The following is a 26,717-nucleotide window of genomic DNA, read 5'->3' on the forward strand; positions in this document are numbered from 1 at the left end:
AGCGAGGGGCGTGAGCCCCCCGTGTTCTCGCACGCGTCCCGTCGCACGGCGGGCTGACGCCCCCTCGCTCGCCCTCAAACGTCCTTACTGCATGGCCGCTTTGAAGTTGAACTTGCCGGCCGGGACGAGGGGGAACTGGCGGCCGCTGCCGTCCGGGATGCCGTAGGCGACGACCACGCCGCTGCGGTTCTCGGCGATGTAGATGACGCCGGCGCCGTTGTCGGTGCTGCCGGCGACGACGGCGTACTCGGCCAGGCCGGCCCGGTCGCCAAAGTCCGCGGCGATGCTGCGGGCGTAGCTGGTGTTGAACCCGCCGTTGCCCAGCACCCCGCCGACCAGCGTGCCGGTCGTGCTGTCCAGCACGAACACCGCCTCGCCCGGCCGGCCGATCGACAGCGGGCTGGTGAACACCGCCATCTTCTCGTTCCGGTCGACCGCCTCGGCCTTCAGCGAGGCCGGCGAGAGCACGGCGGTCCCGACGGACCCGGCCACGGCCCCGACGGCCAGGAGAGCGAGGGGCGCCAGCGAACGGCGGGGAGACAGCGACATGGGTTCGGCTTTCGGGAGACGGCCCGCGACCGCGGGCGACGGTGAGGGGAACGCCCGCAGTCTACCGACGCCCGACAGCCCGAGGCGAGCGGGGGCGTAAGCCCCCTGAGTTCTCCCAGCGGGGCCATCACGAATCGCACGGGGGGCTCACGCCCCCACGCTCGCCTCAGCCCCCGGTCGCTTTGCACCGGCGCCCGCCTGCCGGCTAGCCTGCCCCCTGTCTCGACCGTCGTTCGCCCGTCTCCTCGTCTCCCCCCCGCCGCGATGCCCGCCCAACCGTCCGACGACTACCCGACCACCAACGGCAGCCTGAACCGCAAGCTGCGGATGGCCCTGGTCGGCGGCGGCAGCGGGTCGTTCATCGGCCGGGTGCACGCCACCGGCGCCCTACTGGACAACCGGGCCGAATTGGTCGCCGGCGCCCTCTCCAGCAACCCGGAGCGGGCCAAAAAGAGCGCCCCCAGCTACGCCATCCCCGAGGACCGGGCCTACACCAGCATCCACGAACTGGTGGAGAAGGAACTCGCCCGGCCGGAGGACGACCGGATCGACTTCGTCTCGATCGCGACCCCGAATCACACCCACTTCGAGATCGCCAAGACGGCCGCCGAGGCGGGCTTCAACGTCGTCTGCGACAAGCCGATGACCTTCGACCTCCCCCAGGCCGAGGAGCTGGTCAAGGTGGTCGAGAACACCCCCGGCGTGTTCGCCCTGATGCACAACTACACCGGCTACCCGCTGATCCGGCAGGCCCGGGAGATGTGCTTGAACGGGGACCTCGGCGAGATCAACGCGATCCGCAGCAACTACATCCAGGGCTGGCTGCGGGAGCCGCTGGAGGAGACCGGCCAGAAGCAGGCCAGCTGGCGGGCCGACCCCGGCAAGAGCGGCGCTGCGGGGGCGTTCGGCGACATCGCCACGCACGCCTACAACATCGGCCGGTTCATGACGGGCTGTCTGCCGGAGGAGCTGTCCTGCAACCTGAAGTCCTTCGTGGAGGGCCGCAAGCTGGACGACTACGGCCACGCCGTCGTCCGGTATCAGAACGGGGCGCTGGGCACGGTGACGGCCTCCCAAATCTCCCACGGCCACGAGAACAACCTGTACGTGGAGATCGACGGCACGAAGGCCTCGCTGGTTTGGCGGCAGGAGAACCCCAACGAGATGTGGGTCCGCCAGAACGGCCAGCCGGCAAAGCTTTACACCCGCGACCCGAACGCCGCGTACCTCTCGGACCTCGCCCGCAACAGCTGCCGCCTGCCCAGCGGGCACCCGGAGGGCTTCTTCGAAGCCTTCGGCAACGTCTACCGGGCCGCCTACGACGCCATGATCGCCCGCTCCGAGGGGACCAGCTTCCAAGGCCGCTCCGAGACGACCCGCGACACCCTCTACCCCAACGTCTACGACGGGGCCGAGGGCATGTTGTTCGTCACCAAGTCCGTCGAGAGCAGCGAACAGAACGGTGCCTGGGTCAGCCTGAAGACCGACTACGCCCGGCGGTAATCGGGCGGGATCAGTCCCAAGGCGTTCAAGGCGATCACCCTCCGGGGGCGGACGCCTTGAACGCCTTGCCGGTCCGGCTCATCCGGGCGGTTATTTCTCGTCCACTCGAATCACGCCGTCCCAGCCGGGGGGGGCGGTGCGGTGGCCTTCGGCGAGGCGGACCCGCAGGAAGTCCTGGGCGAGGTCGAAGGCGGGGTGGTCCTGCAGCACCTCGGCGGCCCGCGGCCAGTCGCCGGCGGTGAAGGCGGCGACGGCCTCGGCGTAGCGGGCGAGGTCCCGGTCGGTCAGCGGGGAGCCCTCCGGTGCCGGGCCGTGAGGCGGGAGCAGTTCGCTGACCCGCACCGCCCGCTGCATTTTCGCCGGCCGCACCGTCCCCAGCGGCCGCACCCGCAGCGGGACGTCGCCGGCGCTGGCCCCCTGTGCGGCGAGCACCGCGTCCGCCGTCGCCGCGTCGCAGACGACCGGCACCCGCAGCGGGCCGCACAGGCCTTCCAAACGGCTGGCGAGGTTCGCCGTCGGGCCGAACACGGTGATCTTCGCCTGGTCCTCCGTCCCGATCCGCCCCGCGACCGCGGGACCCGTCGCGACCCCCACCCCCACCCGGAAGCCGGCCAGCGGATCGCCGGGGTCGCGGCGGGCGGCGAAATCCCCGGCGATGCGAACCGCGGCGGTCGCGGCCTTGAGCGGGGCGGTCGGGTCCGTGGTCGGCCAGCCCCAGAAGGCGAGGGCGGCGTCGCCGAGGAAATCGCCCGTCACCCCGCCGGCCTCGCGGATGCGGTGCGTCATCACGCTCAGCGCCGCCGACACCCGGGCCAGCAGCGCCGGTAGGTCGGCGGAGAGTTCTTCGCTGGTTCGGCTGAACCCTCGCAGGTCGCAGAACACCACGCTGGCGGTGCACTCCGCCGGGGCCAACGCCGCCGGGTCCGGGGACTCGCCCAGCGCCTCCAGCACGCGGGGGGGGAGGAAGGGCCGCAGCGTCGCCGCCTGCCGTTCGAGCCGACCGCTGCGATCGGCGGCGGAGACGATCTCCGCGACCAGCGAGACGAACCGCACATCGGCGGCCCGCTCCGCCGGCCCGGCGGCGTTGGACCCGAGCACCAACAGGCCGCGGTCGGCCGGGGCGGTGCCCGATCCTTCGGACTGGGCGTCGGCGATCGGCACCACAAACGCCCACCCGCCGACGGACGGGCTGAGGATCGCCTCGCCGGCGTTCAGGGAGGCCGTGATCAACTCCTGGGGGACCTGCGGCGGACCGTTCAACTCGTTGCGGCCGGACCAGCTTCGCAACTGCACCGCGTGCGCTCCGGGGACGGACGCCCCCGGCTCGCCCTGTTTGACGCGGGCGACGACGGCGACGGCTTCGGCGTCCTGCACGCCGGCCAGCAGCAGGCCGCAGAGCGCGGGCAGGCGGCGGGCGTCGTCCGGCGTGCGGAGCACCTCCGGCAGGCGGGCGACGGCCTCGAAGCGGCGATCCGGCCGGGTGACGGCCACGCCGGCGAGGGTGCGGGCGTCGAAGGTGAGGGCGCCTTCCGACAGCGTGCCGACGGCACTGGAGCCGGGGGCGTCGTCGCCCGGGAAGCCGTCCTCCCCGGGGAAGACGGTCCCCTCGTCCTCCGCGGCGGCGGGCGGGCGGACCCGAAAACGGGTGCGGCCGGCGGCGAGCCGGGCGGCGTCCTGGAGATGGACCGTGCCGTGCACCCGCTCGCCGTTGCAAAACAGCGGGTTGCGGCCGTCGGTCCCGTCGCGGATCGTCAGCGTATCCGCGTCGCCGACGGAGACGCGAAAATGCACCCGCGAGAGCCGGGGATCGCTCGGCACCCGCAGATCGCAGAGGGCGGAGCGGCCGATCGAACGGGATTCGCCCGGCCGCACGGTCAGCGAACGCCCGCCGTCGACGGCGATCGTCCAGCCGTCCGCTTCCCCGGGCTCCCCGCTCACGCCCCGGCCCGATCGCGGGTAAACCAATACAGTAGGCCGCCCAGCGTCAACACGAGGCCGCCGACGACGAACGCCCCGACCAGCCGCAACCTTTCGCCCAAGCCTTCCATCAATCGCAGGGCATCGTCCCGAGGTTCCTGCACGACAACGACCCAGTCCGTCCCCCCGACCGGGGCGAACGCGGAGATCCACATCCCGGCGAAGGCCTGCCCGCCGTCGACCGCCGCCGTCGGATCGAGGTGCCGATCGGTGCGGAAGCTGCCGCGGCCGTCGGCGAGGGCGGCGTCGATGGCCTGCCGTTCCCCGTCCGGCAACTCGACGACGATCCTGGTGTCGGGGCGTTTGGCGAGCCAGGGATGGTCCAGCAGGCGGCCCGACTGCCGTTCGTACAGGGCGATCACCCGGGTGTAGCGGACGGCGTCGTCGCCCGCCTGCCCCTCGTGGGTCACGGTGCGTTTCGTGGAGTCGTATTCGGACAGCAACGCGTCCAGGAGCGCCGTGCGGGCCAGCAGGGCAACGATGTTGCCCTCGGCGTCGCGGATCGGGGTGGTGATGGCGAGCTTCCACTCCTCCGTGCTGGTCGAGCGGTACGACAGGGAGACGTGCGTGCGGTCGACCGGCGGGATCGAGCCGACCGGCGTGTCTGGGGGAAGGTGCTTGCCCTGCCCGTGGAAGTAGTCCCGCCAGACGAAGCTGTGGTCGACCACTTCGTCGTCGGGCGGGTTCCGCCACCGGGTCATGCCGGTCGCGTCCTGCAGGAACCAACTGAGGTCGGTGGCGCCGTCCGCGGTCGCGGCGGCCTGTTCCTCCTGTTCCTCGACCACCGCGGGCGTGACGAGCGAGAGGTAGGAGAACAGCGTCGACCGGGCCGCCCCCTCCTCCCACCCGGCGGCGGTCGCGTCGGCGATCAGGTCAGCGAGGCGGGGATCGGCGGCGATCTGTTCCAGTTCGACCCGCTGGCGATTCACCACCTGTTCGAGGCTGTGGGCGACGAGGCCGGCGGAGAGGGCGTTCGCCTCCATCGCCCGCTCCACGACCTGACCTCGCCCGGCCTCCAGGGTGCGGCCGACGAGCAGCGTGCCCACGACCAGCAGCGCCGCCGCGACCGCCGCCGGGCCGAGCAGTGCCCAGCGGGCCCGCGAGCGGCGGGCGGCGTCCTCGGAGCGTTGCCGCAGGGCGGTGCGGACCGCCTGGGCGTTCGGGTAGCGCTGGGTACAGTCGGGGTTCAGGCAACGATCGACGATCCGCACCAGGGCCGCGTCGATGCCGCGGACCTTCAGGTGCTCCGTGGGGCGGGGGGCGTCCTTCACCTCCTTGGCGTAGACGGCCAGCCGTTCGCCGGGGGAGCACCGCTTGAGGCGTTCGGACAGTTCGTCTGTCCGGTGCGGCGGGTGGCCGGTGAGCATCTCGTAGAGGACGGCGCCAAGGGCGTACACGTCCCAGCGGGCGTCCGGGGCGGCGTCCGGGGCGACCTGCTCCGGGGGCATGTAGAACAGCGTGCCCAGCGGCCGGCCGCCGGTGCGGGACTCCGAGGCGGAATCGTCCGCGGTGCCGCCGCCGTCGCCCGCGCCCACGCCGCGGGCCTGCCCGAAGTCGCACAGCCGCGGCCCGCCGTCGCGGTCCAGCAGGACGTTCCCCGGCTTCAGATCGCAGTGCAGGATGCCGCTGCCGTGGGCGTGCACCAGCCCCGCGGCGATGCCCTCCGCCAGTTCCGCGGCCCGTGCCGGAGGAAGCGGCGCCGCGGTGTCGAGCAGATCCGCCAGCGAGCCGTCCGGCAGGTACTCCATCACGTAGTACGGCGGGTCCGCCTCCCAGCCGACGCCCAGCAACTGGACGACGTGCCGACTGGCGTCCAGCGCTGCGAGCTTCTCCACTTCCCGGGTCAGCAGCGGCCAGTCGAGGGCCCGGACGTGGCGAAACGTCTTCACCGCGACCTGTTTTCCGGTCGCCGATTCCGTCGCCAGCCAGACGGCCCCGAACCCCCCGCGGCCCAGCAGGTGCCGGAGGCGGTAGCCGGGCGGATCGGCCGGTTTCGGCTCCGCCCGGCGGGCGCCGGGGCGGCTAAGCTGCCGGGTGACCGCCACGTCCGCGGGGCTCGGGCGAACCGTTTCCGCCAGCGGATCGAAGCCGGAGTACCCCTCGCCGCCGCTGGCCGGTCGCGGCTCGGCGGGGGCGTTGCGGGCGTCCTGCGGCGGGGCGGGGGCGGTGGGCATGGGGCTGGGATGGTACCCGGGCGGGCGTTCGGAGCGCAGACCACATTCTCGGCGGTCGCGGGGATCGACAATGCGTGCACAGATTGCAACGTCGCTCGTCAGGTCGGGGCGGAGCAGCCGGCATGCCGGAACGGTAGGGTGCGGCGTGGCGGCGCCCCCCGCTCGCCTCGGTCTCCGCTCAAGTTGTCGTGAACCGGCGGGCCGCGTTCGTCGTTCGCCTCCGGGAGCTGACGACCCCGGCTCGACATTCCCCCGCACCGGAGGAGCCTTCGCGATGTTCACCGTTTACACCGTCCTCGCCCTCGCCGGCGGCACGCTGCTGCTCTGCCAAGTCGTGGCCACGCTGCTGGGCCTCGGGGGAGATTTCGAGGCCGACTTCGACGCCGACACCCCGGACTTCGACACGCCCGACCTGGACGTGCCGGACGCCGACGCCGGCGATCAGGGCGGCGACCACAGCGGGCACGGCAGCTTCGTGGGCGCGCTGTCGCTGCGGGCCCTCACCGCGGCGGCGACGTTCGCCGGACTGTTCGGGCTGATCGGCTCCGAACTGCGGTGGGCCGGATGGCTGACGGCGCTCGCGGCCCTGCTGGGCGGCGCCGCGGGGCTGGTCGCTGTCAGTTGGGTGATGCGGCAGCTCCACCGGCTCGGGGCCGACGGCACGGTGACCACCGAAGGCGTCGCCGGTTGCTACGGCACGGTTTACGTCCGCGTGCCGGCCGACCGCTCCGGCGTCGGCAAGGTGCTGCTGGAGTACGCCGGCCGGACCGTGGAGATGGCCGCCGTCACCGACGGCCCGGAGCTGCCCAGCGGCACGAAGATCGTCGTCCGGGACCTCGCCGGACCGAACACCGCCGACGTCGCGGCGATTTGAGACCTAGTTTTGATTCCCCCTCGACTCAGGGACTCTCGCCCCCCTCGCCGTTCGCCCCCTCCGCTCAGGACTTTACGCCATGTTTCTCCCGCCGCTCGCCCAGTTTGAGGGCGAATCGAACGCGATGCTGTACGTCGGCTTCGCGGTCGTCGCCGCCGCCCTCGTCGCCTTCACCCTGCTGATGTTGGTGGTGAAGCGCTATAAACGCTGCCCGTCGAACCGCGTGCTGGTGATCTACGGCAAGACCGGCGGCGCCGCCGAAGAGGGCCAGGGGCAGGCCGTGAAGTGTCTGCACGGCGGGGCGAGCTTCGTCTGGCCGCTGATTCAGGACCACGACTACCTCTCGCTGGACCCGATCCAGATCGAGATCCCCCTCCGCGGGGCGCTCTCGATGGAAAACATCCGGGTCAACGTGCCCAGCGTGTTCACGGTGGCCGTCGGCACGACGCCGGAACTGATGACCAACGCCGCCATCCGCCTGCTGGGGCTCGGCACCGAGGAGATCAAATCGCAGGCCCAGGAGATCATCTTCGGCCAACTCCGGCAGGTGATCGCTTCGATGCGAATCGAGGACATCAACCGCGACCGGGACACGTTCCTCTCCCACGTGCAGAACAGCGTGGAGCCGGAGCTGCGCAAGATCGGCCTGGTGCTAATTAACGTCAATATCACGGACATTCAGGACGAGTCCGGCTACATCGACGCCATCGGCAAGAAGGCCGCCTCGCAGGCGGTGCAGACGGCCCGCGGCGACGTGGCGGATCAGGAGAAGCTCGGCGAGGTCCGCGTCGCCGAGGCCCAGCGGGAGCGGGAGATCGCCGTCGCCGTGGCGAACAAAGAGCGGGAACTGGGCACCCGCGGGGCCTCCCGCGACCAGGCGATCGGCGTGGCGGACTACGAGCGCGATCAGGCCGTCGGCGAACAGCGGGCCCAGTTCGAACGCGACGTGCAGGTCAAGGAAGCGGAGCGCGAGAAGCGGATCAAGAACGCCCAGGCCGACGCCGCAGCCGTCGCGGGCGAGAACGAAGCCGCCGCCCTCGTCGCCGCCTCCCGTGCCACACTGGGCGTGAAGAACGCCGAGGCGTACCAGCTCGCCGAGACCCGCAAGCGAGAGGCCGAGGCCGCCGTGCAGGAGGCCGCCTTCCGGGCGATGACGAAGGCCGCCCTCGCCGAGGCGGAGAAGGTCGAAGCGGAGCAGCGGGCCGAGCTGGAGGCCCACGCCAAGGCCCAGAAGGCGAAGCGGATTGTCGACGCCGAGGCCGCCGGCGAGCAGCGCCGCATCGAAGCCGACGCCGAGGCCCACGCGATCTTCGCCAAGTTCGAGGCCGAGGCCCGCGGTCAGTACGAGATCATGGCCAAGAAGGCCGAGGGTCTGGAGCGGATCGTGGCGGCCTGCGGCGGCAGCGACAAGGCCTTCCAGATGTTGATGCTCGAACACCTGGACGCCCTCACGGAGGCGTCCGCGAAGGCGATTTCGAACATCAAGTTCGACAAGGTGGTCGTCTGGGAGGGCGGCGGGAAGAACGGCCAGAGCAGCACCGCCGGTTTCCTGCAGAACATGGCCCGCACGCTGCCGCCGATGATGGAGGTGATGCGCGACGTCGCCGGCATCGAACTGCCGGAGACGCTCGTGAAGCTGGCCGAGGACCGCGACGAAGCGGCGCAGAAGGGCGCCGACAAAGCAACCCAGCGAGCGACCGCCGGCCCGCCGCCGCCGTCGAAGAACGGCCCGGCGAAGGCGGAGCCGACTCCTCAGCCGCAGTCGAAGCACGGCGACGGTTAGCGCCGCCCGGGGCAGGCGGTCTGCACGGGACACAACCCGTGCAGAGCCCCCGCCATGCGCATGCCGGCCGTCCGCGGCGTGATCGATCGCCGCATCCTGGTGAACTACCGCGTCGACCCGGCGGTCGCCGCGGCGGCGCTGCCGGCGCCGTTTCGGCCGCAGTTGGTGAACGGGGCGGCGATGGCGGGCATCTGTCTGATCCGGCTGAAGCAAATCCGGCCGGCGTTCCTGCCGCTGCCGGTCGGGATCGGGTCGGAGAACGCCGCCCACCGCGTCGCCGTCGAGTGGGACGCCGACGGCGAGCGCCGCACCGGCGTGTTCATCCCCCGCCGCGACACCAGTTCCCGGCTGAACGCCCTCGTCGGCGGGCGTGTGTTTCCGGGCGTTCATCACCATGCCCGGTTCGAGGTGCACGAGTCGGGCGACCGTCTCTCCGTCGCCTTCCGGAGCGACGACGGCGCCGCCTCGATCGCCGTGACGGTCCGCCCGGGGAAGGAGCTGCCGGCGGACTCCGCGTTCGCCTCGGCGGCGGAGGCGTCCGCGTTCTTCGAGGCCGGTTCGCTGGGCTACTCCGCGACGGCCGAGCCGACGCGGTTCGACGGGCTGGAACTGTGCTGCGACGGCTGGGCGGTGGAGCCGCTGGCGGTGGAGAGCGTTCGAAGCGCCTACTTCGAGGACGAAACCCGCTTTCCGCCCGGCTCGGTGGCGTTCGACCACGCCCTGCTGATGCGGGGCGTGCCGCACAGTTGGCACGGTCGCGCGGACGTCCGCGGATAGCGGGAGCCGGGCGAGCCGATCGCCGCCCCGTCAGTCGACGCCGAGGGACTTCAGGCGGTCGGTCGCCTGCCTACGCGCCTTCTTCATGACGTCCTCCAGGGCGACGGACGCGCCGCCTTGGCGTTTGCTCTCGTCCGCAGCTTCCATGAAAGCGTAAATCTCGAGGGTCTCCTCCTCGGAGACGGGGGGCTGTTCGGTGCGGAAAAAGCGGACGATCTCCACCAGCAGCGGGCGGTAGCCGCCGTACTCGCCGATCGCCGCATTGCCGGTCGTGCCGAACGCCTGTCCGCCGTAGCCCCGCTTTCCTTCCCGAATGCCGCGGAACGTCCCGATTCGGCCGCCGTCCCACACGCCGACAACGACGTCGCACTCGGGCGTGTGGGTGCGGGAGACCGACTCGCAACCGGTTCCCATGACGGTGAACAACGTTTCCACGCCGTGGATGCCGTACCAGTACAGGTCCGGGTGGGTGGGCTCCAAGGCCGCCGGGCTGTACGCGTCGCAGCCGAGGATCTCGCCGATCTTGCCGTGACGGAGCGCCTGGGCGCCCTCCGCGTAGCGTAGCGAGGAGGCGGAAAAGATCGGGACCTCATACTTCTCCGCCGCGGCGAAGATCGCCACGGCGTCGGTCAGCGAGCCGGCGATCGGCTTGTCCACGAAGACGGGTTTGCCCGCACGCAGCGCCGGGAGGATTTGTTCGAGGTGCGGTCGGCCGTCGTTCGATTCCAGCAGGATCACGTCGACCTTCGCCACCAGGGCGTCGATCGAGTCCACGATTTCCACGCCCATTTCACGGACCTGCTCCGTGTATCCCGGGACCCGCATGACGCTGGACTCGATGTCCGGACTGCCTTGCGGATACGCCGCGACCACGCGGCAGCCGGCCAACTCTGGGGACGGATCCTCCGCGTTCAGCAGTTTCGTGAAGGCCGTCACGTGGGACGTATCCAAGCCGATGATTCCGACCCGCAGTTCGGTCCGGTGCGTGGAGGGCTGATCCGCAGCCGCTGCGTCCGGCGCCGGAGGGTCGGGCAGATTCGCCCGAAGCGGACTCGTCCCTCCGGCGGAGCAGATGAACGCCAGGATGAGCGGCAGCGAAACGTGGCGCATGGAACTGGAGAGCTTGAGGAGGGGAGGGCGCGAGTCTGACGGCGCCGCCGCCAAGGTCAAGAACTGCCGCGTCGATGGGTTCAGCCGACGCGGCGGACCGGCCTGGAACCCGGTGACGCCCACCGGCGTTCCCCCACCGGCGTTCCCCCAGCGACGCACCGAGCCGGGGGGCGCCGCAAACCGCCTAGCGGTCGGCTCCTTCCGGGCGGCGGTTCGTCCTGTCGGCAGGGCGACTCGCGCGATGCGGGCGGTCGTGAGAATGATGACACGGGTTTCGCGTCGCAAGCCGTTGTCGCCGTTGAGGTTTGCGGCCCCGGCGGTAGAATGAGGAACTGAGTCGCTTCACCTCTTCTATCCGAGCCGTCGCATTGGCTGACGAGACCCCCGAGAGTTCACAGGACGCCCTGACCGGGGACGAGATCGTCGAGCCGCGTCCCGACCCCGCCGCCGGCGGGAACGTCGGCAAGGTGCGGCCCCTGGACATCCAGGACGAGATGCGGACCAGCTATCTGACGTACGCCATGAGCGTGATCGTCAGTCGGGCGCTGCCGGACGTGCGGGACGGGCTCAAGCCCTCCCAGCGCCGGATTCTCGTGGCGATGCGGGACCTGAACCTCAGCCCCGGCGGCAGCACGACCAAGTGCGCCGGCATCGTCGGGGAGACCATGAAGCGGTATCACCCGCACGGCGACGGGGCGATCTATCCCACGCTGGCCCGCATGGCCCAGCCGTGGGTCATGCGGGGCGAGCTGATCGCCAAACAGGGCAACTTCGGCTCCCTCGCCGGCCTGCCGCCGGCCCAGATGCGGTACACCGAGGCGAAGCTCGCCCCGCTGGCCACGGAGATGCTGCGGGACCTCGATAAGGACACCGTCGATTTCGCCGACAACTACGACGGCAAGTACGAGGAACCGACGGTTCTGCCAAGCCGGTATCCGAACCTGCTGGTCAACGGCAGCACGGGCATTGCCGTCGGCATGGCGACCAGTATCCCCCCGCACAACCTCGGCGAGGTCTGCCGGGCCGTGGCGGCGCTGATCGACGATCCGGACCTAGCCGCCGAGGCGCTGATGGAATACGTCCCCGGCCCGGACTTCCCCACCGGCGGGGTGATCTGCGGCCGCATGGGCATCCTGCAGGGCTACAAGACCGGCCGCAGCACCCTCACCCTGCGGGCCCGTACGAAGTTCGAAACGAAGGGGCGGCAGGAGACGATCGTCGTCACCGAGATTCCCTACATGGAGACCCGCGACCGCATCCGCGAGAAGCTGGAGCAGGTCGCCAAAGAGGGCCGCGTCGAGGGCATCAGCCGCGTCACGGACTACACCGACCGCAAAACGCCGCCGTGGCGGGCCGAGATTCACATCGACCTGAAGCGGGACGCGGACCGCGACGTCGTCCTCAATCAGCTGTTCAAGTACAGCCCGCTGCAAACCACGGTCTCCGTGATCCTGCTGGCCCTCGTCGGCCAGCGGCCGCGGACGCTGGGCCTGCGGGAGATCCTGCTGGAGTTCGTCCGGCACCGGGTCGACGTGACCCGCCGGCGGACGGAGTACCAGCTCGCCGCCGATAAGGCCCGCAAGCACACCGTCGAGGGCCTGCTGGTCGCCCAGGTGGACATCGACGAGATCATCCGCACCATCCGGGCCTCGCCCAGCCGGGAGGAAGCCCGCAACCGCCTCCAGGAGATCCAGGTCGCCAGCGAACTGATCGAACGGGCGCTGGGCGACGGGTTCGACCTGTTCCAGGAGGAGAAGGGCGTCGCGGAAACGTATTCGCTGTCCCGCAAGCAGGCGGACGCGATCGTCTCCATGCAGCTCGGCAGCCTGGCGAACCTCGAACGGGAGCAGCTCGGCGGGGAATACGCGGAGCTGATTCAGAACATCCGCGAGTACCTCCGCCTGCTCTCCGACGAGGCCAATCTGCGGGCCGTCGTGCGGGCGGACATGGTCGAACTCGCCGAGAAATTCGGCGACGAACGCCGCACGGAGATCGACCCGAACGAATTGGGCAACGTCGACATCGGCGATCTGATCGCCGAGGAGCCGATGGTCGTGACCATCTCCGCCCGCGGCTACGTGAAGCGGACCCCGCTCTCCGTCTATCAGGCCCAGAACCGCGGCGGGAAGGGGATCAAGGGGGCCAAGACCGACGAGGAGGACCCTGTCGAGCACCTGTTCGTCTCCAGCACCCACGACTGGCTGCTGTTCTTCACCGACAAGGGCAAGGTCTACTGGCGGAAGGTCTACGACCTGCCGTTCGGCTCGCGGATCGCCAAGGGCCGGGCGCTGGTCAACCTGCTCCAGCTGTCCGACGCCGGGGAACAGGTCGCCAACTGCCTCGCCGTGGGCCAGTTCCCGGACGATCAGTACCTCATCATGGCGACCCGCAACGGGACAGTGAAAAAGACCGCCCTGAGTGCCTACGGCCGCCCGCTGCGGGGCGGGATCATCGCCATCAACCTCGACGAGGGCGACGAGCTGATCGACGTCCGCATCGTCGGCGGGAAGGGGGCGACCGCGGACGACGTGGTCCTCGCTACCAAGACCGGCATGAGCATTCGGTTCTCCCACGAGGACGCCCGCCCGATGGGCCGGGCCACCCGCGGCGTGCGGGGCATCAACCTGTCGAAGGACGACGAGGTCGTCGGGCTGGTCGTCGCCGAACCGGACCTGCGATTGCTGACGCTCTCCGAGAAGGGCCTCGGCAAACGCACGCCCTTCGGCCTGGGCGAGCTGCCGGACGCGGACGACGTGGACGAACCGGACGCCGACGACGTGACCGCCGAAGCCGTGGACGACGCCGAGGACGCCCCCGCCACCAGCGGCAACGCCCGCTACCGTCGCCAGAAGCGGGGCGGCAAGGGGCTGCGAGACCTGCGGGTAACGGAGAAGACCGGCCCGGTGATGGCCGTCGCCGCCGTCGCCGACGACGACGAGGTGCTGATGATGACCTCCGCCGGAAAGATCCAACGCATCCGGGCCCGCGACATTCGCGAAACCGGCCGCAACGCCCAGGGCGTGCGGTGCATCCGGCTGGACGCCGGCGACACCCTCGCCTCCGTCGCCCGCATCCCGGCGGACCTGGTCGAGCCGGAACTGGCCGACGCCGAGGCCGCCGCCGAGGAGGGCGGCGTGGTCGAGCCGGCTCTGGAGCAACCCGTCGGCGAGCCGATCCCGGTGCCGCCCGAGTTCCCCACGGACGACGGTAAGCCGGGGGCGTGAGCCCCCGTAGCGAACGATGCCGGGGTGTCGCCCTCAGGGGATGACGCCGCCGTGCTCTCCTCGCGTCGTCTGCGCCCGTTGAAGGCCTGATTGCACTTCCCTGCCGCCCCGGCGAGAGTGCCCCCGCAAACCGAATTCCTCTGACCGCCGCGGCTCCGCGGCTTGATGCGCCGTGAAAATTGCGATGATCGGGACCGGCTACGTCGGCCTCGTCACGGGCACCTGTTTCGCCGAGAGCGGCAACGGCGTGACCTGTCTGGACATCGATGAGAAGAAGGTCGCGGGCCTGAACCAGGGCGTCATCCCGATCTACGAGCCCGGCCTGACGGAACTGGTCAAGCGGAACCACGCCGCCGGTCGGCTGAAGTTCACCACCGATCCCGACGCCGCCATTCCAACGGCGAAGTGCGTGTTCATCGGCGTTGGCACCCCGCAGGGGGACGACGGCCGGGCGAACCTGTCCGCCCTGTTCGGCTGCGTCGAGACCATCGCCCCGCGGCTGGCGAAGGACGCGATCGTCGTGATCAAGTCGACGGTGCCTGTCGGCACGAACCGTAAGGTCGCCGCCCGCCTGAAGGAGCTGACCGGCCGCGACGTGGATGTCGCCAGCAACCCGGAGTTCCTGAAGGAAGGAGCCGCCGTCGACGACTTCACCAAGCCGGACCGCGTGGTCGTCGGCACATTGCGGCCCGAGGTGACGGAGGTCCTGCACGACCTCTACCGCCCCTTCCTCCGCACCGAACGGCCCTTCCTGTCCATGGGTTGGGAGAGCGCGGAGATGACCAAGTACGTCGCCAACTGCCTGCTGGCGACGAAGATCAGCTTCATCAACGAGATGGCGAACCTCTGCGAACGCGTCGGCGCCGACGTGAACAGCGTCCGCCGGGGCATCGGACACGATCAGCGGATCGGGTTCTCTTTCCTGTTCCCCGGCGTCGGCTACGGCGGGAGCTGCTTCCCCAAGGACGTGCGGGCCCTGATGCGGGTCGCCGAGGACACCGGCGTGGAGCCCCGCATCCTCGCCGCGGTGGACGAAGTGAACGACCGCCAGAAGCATGTCCTGTTCGAGAAGGTGAAGCGGCATCTCGGCGACGACCTGTCCGGTAAGACCGTCGCCGTGTGGGGCCTCGCCTTCAAACCCCGCACCGACGATATCCGCGAGGCCCCGGCGCTGGTGCTGATCGACGCACTGCTGAAGGCCGGCGCCACCGTGCAGGTGCACGACCCGGTCGCCGAGGAGAACGTGCGGGAGCAGTACGGCGACAAGCTGATCTACGGCGAGCACCACTACGACGCCGCCCGCGGCGCCGACCTGCTCTGCATCTGCACGGAGTGGAACGAGTTCCGCAACCCGGACCTCGACTTCCTCAAGCACACGATGAACGCCCCGGTGATCCTCGACGGCCGGAACCTATTCGACCCCGCCGACATGGCCGAAGCCGGCTTCACCTACGAGGGCATCGGCCTGTCCGCCGGGGGGTGAGGGAATGGCGGATAGGCAATTTCGGAGGTGGGATGTTTGAGCGCCGGACTGGACCTTCGCGGGTCGGCGCCGGATTCTGCTCGTCTCCATTCAACATCCCCCATCCGAAATCCCAAATGGACCAGGACCTCTCCGCCCGCGCCGACGCGGTGTTCGCTCGCATTACCAACTTGAAGGACTCTCTTTGACCACGCGGCCCTGACCGCGTCCGTCGAAGAGATCAATGCGGAGATGTCGGCCCCGACCTTCTGGGACGACCAGGAGTCGGCACAGAAGGTCGTCAAACGGCTGTCGAACGTGCAGGGCGTGCTCAAGCCCCTGGACGAACTGCTGGCGTTGCGCGGCGACGCGGAGGCGTACCTCGAACTCGCCGCGGAGGACCCGGCCGAGGCCAAAGCCCTCGCCGGCGACCTGCGGAACATGATCGCCGAGATGGAGCGGAAGCTCGACGCGATGGAGCTTCGGCAGGTGATGAGCGCCCCGGAGGACCGCTGCGACGCCTTCGTCCAAATCCAGGCCGGCGAGGGCGGCACCGACGCCGCCGACTGGGCCGCGATGCTGCTGCGCATGTACCAGCGCTGGGGCGAGCGCGAGGACTATAAGGTCGAGCTGGTGGAGTCTTCCGAGGCGGAAGAAGCTGGCATCCGCAGCGCCACGCTCCGCATCGTCGGCGATCACGCCTTCGGGTACCTGAAGGGGGAAAGCGGCCAGCACCGGCTGATCCGCATCAGCCCGTTCGACGGCGCCGGCCGTCGGCAGACCAGCTTCGCCGCCGTGGACGTCACCCCGGACCTCGGCGACGAAATCCTGATCGAGGTCGACTACGCCAAGGACGTGCGTGAGGACACGATGCGTTCCAGCGGGGCCGGCGGCCAGCACGTCAACAAGACCGAATCCGCGATTCGCCTGACGCACCTCCCCACCGGCGTGGTGACGCAGTGCCAAAGCCAACGCAGTCAGCACCAGAACCGGGCCCAGGCTCGCAAGATGCTGGAATCGAAGCTGTACCAGATCCAAGTCGAAAAGCGGGAAGCCGACAACGCCGCCCGCCGCGGCGAGAAGAGCAAGATCGGCTTCGGCGGCGAAACGATCCGCAACTACGTCCTGCACCCGGACCGCTTCGCCAAGGACACCCGCACCAACTACCGGTCCACCAACCCGGACGCGGTGATCGACGGCGACCTGCAACCCTTCATCGATTCCTACCTGCGTTGGAGCATTGGGGAATGACCATTTCTCTCAGAGGCACGACCCTCGCTTGCGGTTTCGCGGGCGCCCTGTTGTTCACCCTCGCCGGCTGCGGCGTGGAGCGGGAAGAGACTGTCTCGATCGTCGCTGAACCGTCGGAGGAGCCGGACGACGCCCCGATCTTCGAGCCGGTCGAAGCCCCCGAAGCCGCGGGCTCGGAGATCGATCGGGTGTTGGCCGCCGAGCAGACGCCGCTGCCCGCGGACGCCGACGGGATCGTGCAGCCGGTCCCCGAGGCCGCGATCGCCGAAGGCGCCGTGGCCGTGCTGAAGGATGGGGATGTGATCGAGTTTCGCCCCGAACCAACCCCCCTCGACCTCGCCTCCTTCACCCCCGTTGACGGCAGCAAAGCCGAGACGACGCTCGAGGACGGCGTGCTCCGCATCAAGGGCGGGCTGGGCTTCATGCGGAGCGAAAAGCAGTACGGCGACTTCATCCTGCAGGCCGAGGTGAAGCTGAACTCGCCGGACAGTAACTCCGGCATCTTCTTCCGCACGATGGAGCCGACCGCGGAGGCGCCGTCCAACGGCTACGAGATGCAGCTGCAAAACACCCTCGGCCCTGGCGGCCGCACCGACCCGGACGACTACGGCGACGGCTTCGGCACCGGCGGCATCTTCCGTCAGCAGGCCGCCCGCTACGTCAACGCGAACGACGGCGAGTGGTTCCACGTGACCCTCGTGGTGGTCGGCAACCGAATGGCGACCTGGGTGAACGGCCTGCAGGTCACGGACTTCACCGACGAACGCGACCCGGACCCCAACCCCCGCAAAGGCCGCCGGGACGACGCCGGCTACCTCGTGTTGCAGGGCCACGACCCGACGACGGACGTCAGCTTCCGGAACCTGCGGATCCAGGAACTCTGAGCCTAGGCGAGCGGGAGACGAGGTCCCACACGACCTCCGGCGGGTCCCACTTTCGCACGGTTGTTCCCAAGACGGACGCGTGCGTCCGGCTTGGGCTGGCGAAACCTGTCACGCCCACTCGCACCCGGTGCGGCGCCCGCAGCCGGGAGCGGGTGAGGGCCGCGTCCCGCCGGGCGTCCCAGGCGTCGAGGTCCCACAGTTCCCACTCGGGCCCGTCGCTCCCGCCGAGCAGGGTCTGCACGGCCTCCCGGTAGGCCGCATCCGGGCTGAACGCCGCCAGCGGGCCGACGCCCGGCGGGGGGCAGGGCGCCGGGCGATCGTCCGCCAGCGGCCCCGGCGTCGGTTCTCCCCGGACGGCGACCAGAACCCGCCGGGCCGCCTCCGCCTCGCCGCAGCGGAGCGCGGCCGGCCACGGCGAGCCGGTCCGGGCCCCGCCGTTCGCCCACGCTCCACAGGCGACGACCCACGCCGACAGCGGAAATCGATCCAGCAGGCCCCGCACCGCCGCGGCGGACCATTCTTCCGGGAAACGCTCCACGGCGACGCAGACCGCCGGTTCCGCCCCCTCGCCGAGCCCCGCCACGAACCGCACCGCTTCCGAACGCCGCGCCGCCGCCCAGCGCCGCACGGCCCGCTCCGTGCCGAACACGGGAACGTCGACAGGTTCAGGCATGCGGAGCGGGGAACGAGGCGAGCGGGGGTATCAGCCCCCTGAGCGTTGCGAGGGGCCAACGCCCGTTCCACCACGGGGCGGCCCGCCGGTCAAGGCGGGATTCGGTCTGGCCGGGGAGACCCTTCGGGTGCGAAAACCCGGTTCATGCCGGCTCCCCCGCCCGAACTGGCCGCCCGTCTCGCCGCCCTCGACCGGCGTCTGGTCGAGCGTGCCCGGCGACTGGGCGGAGCGGTCCGCCGGTTGTCCGAGGTGCCGGCGGGGGACCTGCTCTGGCTCGACCGCCTGCACGCGGCCGGCGCCCTGACGGATTATCAGGTCGCCGCGCTGATCGAGGGCCGCGACGCCGAACTGCGGGTGGGCGAGTTCGTCGTGGCCGGGTCCCTCGGCGCCCGCACCCGCACGGCCGTCGGGGCTGCCGGCCCGGCTGTGCTGAAGCGGTGCGGAGTGCGAACGGAGGCGCTGGATCACCTCGGCCGGGTGGCGGTCCCGCACGCGGCGATCGTCGTGCCGCACGCGGTGACGGGCGGCGCCGGGGAGGGCCAATGGGTCTGGACGCTGTCGGCGCCGGCGGCAGGGGGAACGCTCGCGGCTCGGCTTTCAGCCCGGGGGCGATTCACGGGGGAGGAGGCGTTGGCGCTGGCCCGCACGCTCGCCGGGGGGCTCGCCGCGGCGGAGGCGGCGGGGCTGATTCATGGGGAGATTCATGCCAAAAACGTGCGGCTGGGGCCGGCGGGGCCGGTCCTGGTCGACTGCGGCCTCGCCCCGCTACTGCCGCCCCGCACGGCCGGCGACGGGGCCGGCGACGTCTCCCGCGGCGGTTGGGCGGAGCCGACGGACGGCCCGCCGACGTTCGGCACTGACGAAGATCTGCGCGCGTTCGCCGCCCTGCTGTGGGGCGCCCTGACCGGTCGCCCGCCCTTCCTGCTGGCCCCGCGGCGGTTCGGCACCGTCGGCCTCGGCGGGCCGCCGCTGCCCCCGGTCGGCGATCTGGCCCCGGACGCCCCGGCGCCGCTGGTCGACCTAATCGACCGCCTCCTCGGCCACCTGTCCGCCGATGCCCGCTGGGACGGACCGCCGGCCTCCTTCGCGGAGGTCGTGGAACGATTGCGGCCCGTGCGTCCGGCCTTCTCCCCAGTGCGGACCGCCGGCTGGGCGACCGCCTGCGGGTTCGCTCTGGCGGGCATCGTGGGCGCCGCGAGCGTCCCGGACCCGGCGGCGTCGCCGTCCGGACCGGCCGATGCGCCGGCGCCGATCGTGACGACCGAACCGGCCGAATCGACGGCGCCGCCGTCGCCGGAGATCGACGCCGTTCCCCCCGTCCGCCGGGTCGCGGTTCCTTAGATCGGCCGGTAACGTCCGCGGCGTGCCGGACGCCTCGCCCACCGCAGCCGCTCCGGGGGCTCACGCCCCCGGCTCGCCCCTCGCCCCCGGTTCGCTTGCACCGCATGCGGAGCCGTGGGACCGGCGGCACCTCGTGGGGCTGGCGGGGATGAGCGGGGCGGAGATCACCGAGTTGCTCGATCAGGCGGTGGAGTTCCGCCGGCTCAGCGAAGCCCGGGACCTGCCGGCGCCGCTGGCGGGGGCGACCGTTGGCAATCTGTTCTTCGAAAACTCCACCCGCACCCGCAACAGTTTTCGCCTCGCAGCAAAGCGGTTGGGGGCGGAGACAGTCGAGTTCACCGAGGTCGGCTCCAGCGTCGCCAAGGGGGAAACCGTCGCGGACACCGTCCGTACGATCGAGGCGTTGGGCGTCGATCTGATGGTCATCCGCCACGGTTCCCCCGGGGTGCCGCACCGGCTCCGGGAGTTCGTCACCTGCGGCCTGCTGAACGCCGGCGACGGCACTCACGAACACCCCACCCAGGCCCTGATCGACCTGCTGAGCCTGCGGGATGAGATGGGGGATCTGGCGGGCAAGACCGTCACGGTCGTCGGCGACATCCTGCACAGCCGGGTGGCCCGGTCGAACATCCACGGCCTGCGGGCCCTGGGCGCCCGGGTACTCGTCTGCGGGCCGTCCACCCTGCTGCCCCGCCATCTGCCGGGGGCGGAGTTCTTCACCGACCTCGACGAGGCCCTCGCCCAGAGCGACGCGGTGAACCTACTGCGGGTGCAGTTCGAGCGGCAACGCGGCGCGTTCTTCCCCAGCCCGGCGGAGTACTACCGCCTGTTCGGCATGACCCAGACGCGGCTGGACCGCAGCGGCCGCGACCCGTGGGTGCTGGCCCCGGGGCCGATCAACCGCGGCATCGAACTGAGCAGCGAGGTGGCCGACGGCCCACGCTCGCTGATTCTGAAGCAGGTCGCCAACGGCGTGTTCATCCGCATGGCCTGCTTGGCGACGCTGATGGAGGCACGGCGATGAGTTCCTCCCCGGCGAGCGGGGGGCGTCAGCCCCCCGAGTCCCCCGTCCTCCTCATCCGCGGCGGCCGGGTCATCGATCCCGCGTCGGGAACGGACGAGGTCCGTGACCTGTGGATCCGAGACGGTCACCTTGTCGACCCGCCGGGCGGCACGGCGGACGACACATTGAATGCGGCGGGGCTCGTCGTCTGCCCCGGGTTCGTCGAACCGCACGCGATCGCTCCCACGGCGGGCGTCGATCTGCGATTCGCCCGGCAGGCGTTGGCGGGCGGGTACACGACCGTCGCCGCGTTCGGCACCGCCCGCCGGGCGCGGGATTTCGGCGGGGCCTGTCCGCGACTGCTGCGGATTGCTCCACTAACGGTATCGGGCACCCGACGGCTGGCGGAACTGGGCGACGCCGCGGAGGTCGGCGCCGTGGCGTTCGGCGACGGGCCGGAGCCGCACGGCGATGCGGAACTACTCCGTCGCGGCCTGCTGTACGCCGCGATGCTGGACCGGCCGGTGTTCGACCTGCCGCGGGACGCGGCGCTGAGCGAGGGCGGCGTCGCCGCGGCGGGACAGGTCGCGGCGGAGCAGGGGCTGTTCGGCGTACCCGCGGCGGCGGAGCGGATCGCGGTGCACCGCGGCATCGAGCTGGCCCGGGCGACCGGCGGCCGACTGCATTTCACGGCTCTCTCGGACGGCGGAGCCGCGATCACGGTCGAGGCGTTCCGCGAGGAATCGCTCCAGCAACCGCCGCAGGTCTCCGCCGCGATCGTCACGGCCCATCTGCTCTGCGACGAACGGTCGCTCCGCGGGTTCGATCCCGCCGGGCGTGTGGATCCCCCGTTCCGCAGCGACGCGGACCGGCAGGTTCTGGTCGAACTGGCCCTGAATCAGGGAGTCGAAGGGCCGACGATCACCGCCCTGACGGCCGGGCACCGGCCCGACCCGGGGCTGCTGGATCCGGTGGATCTGTTGGTCGCCCCGCCGGGGTTCGAAGCGTTCGAGACCGCCTTCGCCGCCGCGCTGACGGCGCTGGGCGTCGGCAGCCTGTCGGCACTGATCGAGCGGTTCACCACGGGGCCCGCGGCGATCCTGGGGCAGCCGGAGCCGGCGCTCGCCGTCGGGGCACCCGCCGATCTGGCGCTGTTCGATCCCGACGTGGAGGGCGTCTGCGATCCGGCGACGCTCGCCGTGCCGGTGGCCCGGACGCCGCTGGCCGGCCGCACGCTGCGGGGGCGGGTGACGCACACGATTCTGGGCGGCCGCGTGGTCTTCGAACGCGGCGGCTTTCCTGCCCCGCCGACTCGTTGATCCCGGGCCGTCGACCCCTCCGGACCCGTCCGCCGGTTGACCCGCCGCGGGCTTGAGGCGGATGATCGCCGTTCCCCTCTCCCGTTTCGGTCGGCCCCGCATGCGCGTTCCCTGTGGTCTCCTGTTGGTTCTCGCCGCGGCGGGGTGCGGCGACGCCGAGTATCTGGCGGACTTCAAAGGCAACACGGTGCCGTATTACGCCCAGCGGCAGGCGCTGGACGCGGCGTTGGCGGCGCCGTGGCAGTACGCGGGGATCTCCCTGCGGACGCCGCGGGGGTTCTCCGCGGTCTCCCCGCCGCCCAAACCGACCAAGGAGCAGTTGGAGGACGAGTTCTTCATCCCGCCGCCGGACCCGCGGCAGCCGACCTACCTGCTCGATCCGCTGCCGGGCCTGAAGGGGGCGTGGAAGGGGCCGCTGCCCCCGGCCGGTGAACAGGCCGGCCAACGGTGGCTGTACGTGCTGGACTCCCGCAATCTGGACGACGACCCGGTCGCCCCCAACCTGGACCCGGACCAGTTTGTGGAAGAGATCACGGATCGATTCGCCCGGGCGATGAACCTGCGCACGCCAGAGCCGCAGTCGTTCCAGTCGATGCCGTTTCCTCGGTCAGCGGCACCGTTCGCCCGGCCGGTGCAGTACAGCACTCCGCCAAAGCCGTTGATCGGCGAGTTCGGCGACGAGCAGATCCACCGCGTGGAGCTGTACGTCTACGACTCGGGCGGCCGGAAAGTGATCGTGGCGCTGGTGATGCCGGAGGAGGCCATGATCGGCCCGGAGCTCGGCGAACCGCGCGACCTGATGCTGCAAACCCTCGAAGTGGGCATGCCCTCGGCGACGCCGCAGCCCGGCGGCGGCGGCGCCCCGGCCGGCGGCCCCGTCTTCTGAGGACGCTCGAGCGGCGAGCCGGGGGCGTCAGCCCCCGGAGCGAACGGGCGTTTGACCTCGGAGCGAAACAGGGCGCGACCTCGGGGGGCTGACGCCCCCCGCTCGCCTTAGCTTCGCTCGCCGTGGCCTCAGTCGCCGCCGCCGGAGCGGCTGATGCTGCGGCGGTAGGTCTGATAGAGATCCTCGAACTCCGGCGGCACCGGCAGGTCGCGCGGGCCGATCTCGCCCTGATCGGTGCCCTCGATCTGCGAACCTTCCCGCAACGCCTGCGCGTTGCGGCGGCGGTTGCCGAGCGATTCGAGGAGGGCGTCGAACTGCTTCTGCCGAGCGGCCTCCCGCGGGTCGGCGGGCTGCTGCGGGGCGTTGAGGCGCTCGCCGAGGCGGTCGGCAAACCGGCGCATCTGGTCCTCGGTCCAGCCGAGTTCCTTCAGCAGTTCCGGGTCGACCTCGCCGCGGTCGAGTTGGTCCCGCAGCTTGTCGAGGGCCAGCGAGGTGGCCCGCCGGGCGTAGTCGCGGTTGGCTTCGTCGACGGGCGTGTCCACGGAGGACCCGTCGGACGGATTCGCCCCGTTCGGTCCGCCGTTCGGGCTGCCGCCGCCGTTCCCCCCGCTCCCGGCCCCGGCGCCCTCGCCGGGCTGAGCTCCCTGACCCGGCTGCTCGCCGGCGCCCGGCTGCTGGCCCTGACCGGGCTGCTGGCCCTGACCGGGCTGCTGGCCCTGACCGGGCTGCTGGCCCTGACCGGGCTGCTGGCCCTGGCCCGGTTGGTTGCCCTGACCCGGTTGGTTGCCCTGACCCGGTTGGTTGCCCTGACCCGGTTGGTTGCCCTGTCCGGGCTGCTCGCCGGGCCCGGGCTGTTCGCCCTGGCCCGGTTCATTACCGCCCGGCTGGTCGCCCTCGCCGGGTTGTTCACCGCCGGGTTGTTGGCCGCCCGGCATACCGTCCTCGGAACGTTCACCTTCCGGCGGGCCGCCCTCAGGCGGGTCAGTTGGCTGACGTTCGCCGTCCTGCATCGAACGCTCGTTCGGCTCTTCGCCGGAGTCTGTGCCCTCGCCTGGCTGCGGTTCACCGGGCCGCCGCTCGCCCGGTTGCGGTTGGCCCGGTTGCGGTTGGCCCGGTTGCCGCTCACCGGGCTGTTCGGAGCCGCCGGGTTCGCCGGGGGCATTTTGGTTGCCGGCGGGGTCTCCGGGGGGCGGGTTGCCGGAGGGCGGCTGGTTCATCTCGCCGGCTGGCTCCCCCGGGTCGGTCCCTGAAGGGGGAGCACCCTCGCCGGGGGCGGCGTCCGCGGCGTCGGCCGGGTCGCCGGCGGTGCGGTCCGCGCCCTGTTCGCCGGCACCGTCGGCGGGGTCGGCGTTCGGGTTGTCGCCGCGGGGCTGATCGCCGGCGGGGCGTTGCTCGCCGGGCGCGCCGGGGTCGCCGGCGTTGGGATCGGCGCCCTCCGCGGTGGGGTTGCCGGCGTCACGGTTCTCGCCGGCCGGGCCGTTCTGGTCGGCGCCGGCGCCCATTTCGTTGGGGGCCTCGTCACCGGCCGAGCCCCCCGGGGCGGACTCGCCGCCGGGGCCGGCACCGCGTTCGTTCTCGGGCTGATCGCCGGGTTCGTTCATGCCGCCGCCGGCCTCCTGTTCTCCGCGTTCCTCGGCAGGGGAGGGGGCGTTCCCGTCCGCCTCACGCTCTCCCGAAGGCTGCTGGCCGCGCGGGGAATCGCCGGCGCCCGGCTGATTTTCGCCGCGATCTTCACCAGCACTGTCTTCGCCGGCCTCGGGGCGCTCGCCCGGTTGCGGTTGTTGGCCGCCCTCTTCGCCGGGCTGCCGCTCGCCGGGCTGCGGCTGTCCGTCCTGCGGCTCTTTGCCGAGCTGCTCGAGCATTTTTTCGAGGGCTTTGTCGTCCTCGGAGCCGTCCGCCCTGACCCGTTCGCCGGCCGAATCGCCTTGCTCGCCGGAGCGGTCGCCGCCGGGCTGCGCGTCCGCGTTCTGGTCGCCCTCGGCGTTGCCTTCGGCGCCGTTCTCGCCGGCGGCGCCCATCTGGTTCTCGCCTTCGCCCTCGCCGTTTTCGCCGGCCTCGCCCTCGGCGCCCTGCTCGCCCTCGCCCTGCTCGCCCTCGCCCTGCTCGCCCTCGCCCTGCTCGCCCTCGCCCTGCTCGCCCTCGCCCTGCTCGCCCTCGCCCTGCTCGCCCTCGCCCTGCTCGCCGGGTTCCTGTTCCTGCTCTTCGCCCGGCTTGGGCGGCTCGTTCTCGTCGGCGTTCTCCGGGCGGTCTTGGCGTTCCTGCTCCGCCTGGCGTTCGCGGTCCTGTTTGAGCTGTTCCTCGGCCTGCTCCTCGGAGACCGGCTCCGTGATCGTGATCGTCAGCCGCGGGGTGTTGCGGTGGTTGAAGAGCGGCGTTTGATTGTCGAGGGCCTCGATCCAGTAGGTGAGGACGTCGCCGGCTTCGACCTGCTCGTCGGTCAGATCCCAGTCGTGGGTGAGGGAGACGGCGCGCTCGGAACCTTCCCACAGCGGGATCTCCATCGCGGTCGGCTGGCCGTTCTTCTCCCGCCGCAAGGCGAGGGAGCTGAGCCGGAAGTCCGGGTCGCGGGCGGTGATTTTCAGCGGGACGGTCGCGTTCGCCGGGCGGGTGATGTCGCCTTCCGGGTCCAGCAGCGTGACCTCCGGGGCCTCGTCCGGGCGGACCGTGATCGGGTGGACGGTGGGGCGAGGATCTTTGAAGCCCTCGGCGTCAGTCACTTCGATCCGGTAGAAGGCCGGGGCGCTGCCGTCCCGACGCCGGGTGAGCGTCCAGGCGCCGGTGAGCGTCTTGCCGTCCTCGGAGACGGTCATCGTCGCCCTCTCGTCGGGGGCGTCGAAGGCGGCGTCGTCGGCGAAAGCGAGCGTCGCCCGCTTCACCGGCAGGGCGGCGGTCGCGGTGAACGTGGCGACCGTGCCCTCGACGGCGTCCACCGCGCCGGTCGACTGGGTGAAGGGTTCCAGCCGGGTGTATTCCGGGAAGGTCAGCGAAACCGACTGCAACTCCGCGTGCGGGGCGGGGGAGACGGTCACACGGAACGGCCCGGCCTCAGCGTCGCCGGCGGTGACGGTATAGGTCAGCGGGCCGGTCAGGCCGCGGCCCTCGGGTCCGGCGATGACGCCTTCAAAGGTGAGTTCGTCGCCGGCCTCCCGCAGCACCACGGGCGCCCCGACGGCCCGGCTGTCGTCGGTCGTGTAGGTGACGAGCACCTCCTTCGGGATCTCCCCGCCGACCACCGCGGTGACGGTCAGCATCTCGCCGGCCAACACGTTGGCGTTGCCGGGCTCGACCCGCAGCAGACGGGTGCGGGTGACCGGGGCGATAGGGGCACTTGGCAGCAGGGCCCGAGCTAGGGAATCGCCGATCGCCTTCGGGCTGAGCAGCGCGTAGCCGCAGGCGAACACCACCAGCACGAGCAGGGCGGTGGAAAACCGAATCAGCGCGCGGCGGTCGACGGCGTCGTCCACGTCCGTCTTCTGCAACGCCGCGGCGGCCCGCTTCTGCATGGCGGAGCGGACCTGCCCGTTCGCCCCGCCGGGGCCGTCGAGGAGGTTCATCAAACCGCCGCGGAGCGTGGGGTCGTGCCGTTCGATCTGATCGGCGGCGTACAGCCGGTTGATGCGTCGCATCGCCGGCCGCACCACCTTGAAGCCCAGCCAAACGGCCGCCGCCAGCGCGACGGCGCCCAGCAGCAGACCGCGCATCAGCGGGCTGAACCCGCCGGGGATCACCCAGTGATCCAGCACGACAAACGCGCTGAGGTAAGCCAGCACGAGCACCGCCAGGCCCACCGCCGCCGTCAGCAGATCCGCCCAGCGAATGCCGGTGCGGGCTTTGTCGACCTGGGCCTCGATGAACTCATCGAAGGTCAGGTACTGCCGGGACGGGGCGTCGGCGCTCATGAAACACTCTTCGGTCGGGAACGACTTA

The 26,717-nt window shown here is 71.3% G+C and carries 18 protein-coding genes; 12 read left to right on the forward strand and 6 right to left on the reverse strand.

What is annotated here, in order from left to right; translation table 11 throughout:
- Positions 1-84: 84 nt before the first annotated feature.
- Positions 85-549: a hypothetical protein gene (locus CA12_RS16510; protein ID WP_145360123.1), complete on the reverse strand. Its 465-nt coding sequence runs from the start codon at positions 547-549 to the stop codon at positions 85-87.
- A gap of 264 nt (positions 550-813) precedes the next feature.
- Between CA12_RS16510 and CA12_RS16515 the strand changes: the two genes are divergently transcribed.
- Positions 814-2,052, forward strand: coding sequence for a Gfo/Idh/MocA family protein (locus tag CA12_RS16515; RefSeq protein ID WP_207622025.1), 1,239 nt, complete (start codon positions 814-816; stop codon positions 2,050-2,052).
- A 90-nt stretch (positions 2,053-2,142) separates the two neighbouring features.
- Here CA12_RS16515 and CA12_RS16520 read toward each other — a convergent pair whose 3' ends face one another.
- Complete coding sequence (locus tag CA12_RS16520) at positions 2,143-3,990, reverse strand: adenylate/guanylate cyclase domain-containing protein (RefSeq protein ID WP_165700813.1); 1,848 nt, start codon at positions 3,988-3,990, stop codon at positions 2,143-2,145.
- Entirely contained in the window at positions 3,987-6,203 is a 2,217-nt protein-coding gene (locus CA12_RS16525; RefSeq protein WP_145360124.1) for a serine/threonine protein kinase, read from the reverse strand. Before CA12_RS16525 ends, CA12_RS16520 begins: the two co-directional genes overlap by 4 nt.
- A 274-nt stretch (positions 6,204-6,477) precedes the next feature.
- Between CA12_RS16525 and CA12_RS16530 the strand changes: the two genes are divergently transcribed.
- The 3 genes from CA12_RS16530 to CA12_RS16540 all read left to right on the forward strand — a co-directional run bounded on the left by CA12_RS16530 (position 6,478) and on the right by CA12_RS16540 (position 9,637).
- The gene (locus CA12_RS16530) at positions 6,478-7,077 is read left to right on the forward strand and encodes a hypothetical protein (protein WP_145360125.1); all 600 of its coding nucleotides are present in this window, start codon (positions 6,478-6,480) and stop codon (positions 7,075-7,077) included.
- Between the two features lie 79 nt (positions 7,078-7,156).
- Positions 7,157-8,860, forward strand: coding sequence for a flotillin family protein (locus CA12_RS16535; protein ID WP_145360126.1), 1,704 nt, complete (start codon positions 7,157-7,159; stop codon positions 8,858-8,860).
- A 60-nt stretch (positions 8,861-8,920) separates the two neighbouring features.
- Entirely contained in the window at positions 8,921-9,637 is a 717-nt protein-coding gene (locus CA12_RS16540) for a DUF2071 domain-containing protein (protein ID WP_242687967.1), read from the forward strand.
- A 30-nt stretch (positions 9,638-9,667) separates the two neighbouring features.
- Here the strand turns inward: CA12_RS16540 and CA12_RS16545 are convergent, their stop codons facing one another.
- Positions 9,668-10,588, reverse strand: a complete 921-nt coding sequence (locus tag CA12_RS16545) for a Gfo/Idh/MocA family protein (RefSeq protein WP_242687968.1) — start codon at positions 10,586-10,588, stop codon at positions 9,668-9,670.
- A gap of 527 nt (positions 10,589-11,115) precedes the next feature.
- Between CA12_RS16545 and gyrA the strand changes: the two genes are divergently transcribed.
- The 4 genes from gyrA (at position 11,116) to CA12_RS16565 (ending at position 17,568) form a co-directional block, all read left to right on the forward strand.
- Complete coding sequence (gene gyrA, locus CA12_RS16550) at positions 11,116-13,971, forward strand: DNA gyrase subunit A (RefSeq protein ID WP_242687969.1); 2,856 nt, start codon at positions 11,116-11,118, stop codon at positions 13,969-13,971.
- Positions 13,972-14,143: 172 nt separating this feature from the next.
- Entirely contained in the window at positions 14,144-15,454 is a 1,311-nt protein-coding gene (locus CA12_RS16555) for a UDP-glucose dehydrogenase family protein (protein WP_145360129.1), read from the forward strand.
- Between the two features lie 116 nt (positions 15,455-15,570).
- Positions 15,571-16,684 (forward strand): peptide chain release factor 2 gene (prfB, locus tag CA12_RS16560; RefSeq protein WP_145360130.1). Its coding sequence is split into 2 segments (ribosomal slippage): positions 15,571-15,639 and positions 15,641-16,684, totalling 1,113 coding nucleotides; the frame shifts between segments, so codons are not numbered across the junction.
- A complete protein-coding gene (locus tag CA12_RS16565) occupies positions 16,681-17,568 on the forward strand; it encodes a 3-keto-disaccharide hydrolase (protein ID WP_145360131.1) in 888 nt (295 codons plus the stop codon). The genes prfB and CA12_RS16565 overlap by 4 nt, the downstream gene beginning before the upstream one ends.
- On the opposite strand, the gene CA12_RS16570 is transcribed toward CA12_RS16565, so the two are convergent.
- Positions 17,534-18,241, reverse strand: a complete 708-nt coding sequence (locus CA12_RS16570) for a hypothetical protein (protein ID WP_145360132.1) — start codon at positions 18,239-18,241, stop codon at positions 17,534-17,536. The genes CA12_RS16565 and CA12_RS16570 overlap by 35 nt on opposite strands.
- Before the next feature lie 144 nt (positions 18,242-18,385).
- On the opposite strand from CA12_RS16570, the gene CA12_RS16575 reads away from it, so the two are divergent.
- From CA12_RS16575 to CA12_RS16590, 4 genes are all read left to right on the forward strand, one after another.
- Complete coding sequence (locus CA12_RS16575; protein ID WP_145360133.1) at positions 18,386-19,582, forward strand: serine/threonine-protein kinase; 1,197 nt, start codon at positions 18,386-18,388, stop codon at positions 19,580-19,582.
- 22 nt (positions 19,583-19,604) lie between these two features.
- Positions 19,605-20,606: an aspartate carbamoyltransferase catalytic subunit gene (locus CA12_RS16580; RefSeq protein ID WP_242687971.1), complete on the forward strand. Its 1,002-nt coding sequence runs from the start codon at positions 19,605-19,607 to the stop codon at positions 20,604-20,606.
- Positions 20,603-21,904, forward strand: a complete 1,302-nt coding sequence (locus tag CA12_RS16585; RefSeq protein ID WP_145360134.1) for a dihydroorotase — start codon at positions 20,603-20,605, stop codon at positions 21,902-21,904. Before CA12_RS16580 ends, CA12_RS16585 begins: the two co-directional genes overlap by 4 nt.
- Before the next feature lie 100 nt (positions 21,905-22,004).
- A complete protein-coding gene (locus CA12_RS16590; protein WP_145360135.1) occupies positions 22,005-22,790 on the forward strand; it encodes a hypothetical protein in 786 nt (261 codons plus the stop codon).
- Between the two features lie 128 nt (positions 22,791-22,918).
- On the opposite strand, the gene CA12_RS22205 is transcribed toward CA12_RS16590, so the two are convergent.
- The gene (locus CA12_RS22205) at positions 22,919-26,689 is read right to left on the reverse strand and encodes a putative sodium/potassium/calcium exchanger (protein WP_165700814.1); all 3,771 of its coding nucleotides are present in this window, start codon (positions 26,687-26,689) and stop codon (positions 22,919-22,921) included.
- Positions 26,690-26,717: the final 28 nt, after the last annotated feature.

The organism is Alienimonas californiensis, assembly GCF_007743815.1.
Lineage (GTDB): Bacteria > Planctomycetota > Planctomycetia > Planctomycetales > Planctomycetaceae > Alienimonas > Alienimonas californiensis.

Excerpts from the sequence above, each read along its gene's own strand:
- CA12_RS16510 (WP_145360123.1), bottom strand. The coding sequence starts at position 549 with ATGTCGCTGTCTCCCCGCCGTTCGCTGGCGCCCCTCGCTCTCCTGGCC.
- CA12_RS16515 (WP_207622025.1), top strand. The coding sequence starts at position 814 with ATGCCCGCCCAACCGTCCGACGACTACCCGACCACCAACGGCAGCCTG.
- CA12_RS16525 (WP_145360124.1), bottom strand. The coding sequence starts at position 6,203 with ATGCCCACCGCCCCCGCCCCGCCGCAGGACGCCCGCAACGCCCCCGCC.
- CA12_RS16530 (WP_145360125.1), top strand. The coding sequence starts at position 6,478 with ATGTTCACCGTTTACACCGTCCTCGCCCTCGCCGGCGGCACGCTGCTG.
- CA12_RS16535 (WP_145360126.1), top strand. The coding sequence starts at position 7,157 with ATGTTTCTCCCGCCGCTCGCCCAGTTTGAGGGCGAATCGAACGCGATG.
- CA12_RS16540 (WP_242687967.1), top strand. The coding sequence starts at position 8,921 with ATGCCGGCCGTCCGCGGCGTGATCGATCGCCGCATCCTGGTGAACTAC.
- CA12_RS16565 (WP_145360131.1), top strand. The coding sequence starts at position 16,681 with ATGACCATTTCTCTCAGAGGCACGACCCTCGCTTGCGGTTTCGCGGGC.
- CA12_RS16570 (WP_145360132.1), bottom strand. The coding sequence starts at position 18,241 with ATGCCTGAACCTGTCGACGTTCCCGTGTTCGGCACGGAGCGGGCCGTG.
- CA12_RS16575 (WP_145360133.1), top strand. The coding sequence starts at position 18,386 with ATGCCGGCTCCCCCGCCCGAACTGGCCGCCCGTCTCGCCGCCCTCGAC.
- CA12_RS16585 (WP_145360134.1), top strand. The coding sequence starts at position 20,603 with ATGAGTTCCTCCCCGGCGAGCGGGGGGCGTCAGCCCCCCGAGTCCCCC.
- CA12_RS16590 (WP_145360135.1), top strand. The coding sequence starts at position 22,005 with ATGCGCGTTCCCTGTGGTCTCCTGTTGGTTCTCGCCGCGGCGGGGTGC.
- CA12_RS22205 (WP_165700814.1), bottom strand. The coding sequence starts at position 26,689 with ATGAGCGCCGACGCCCCGTCCCGGCAGTACCTGACCTTCGATGAGTTC.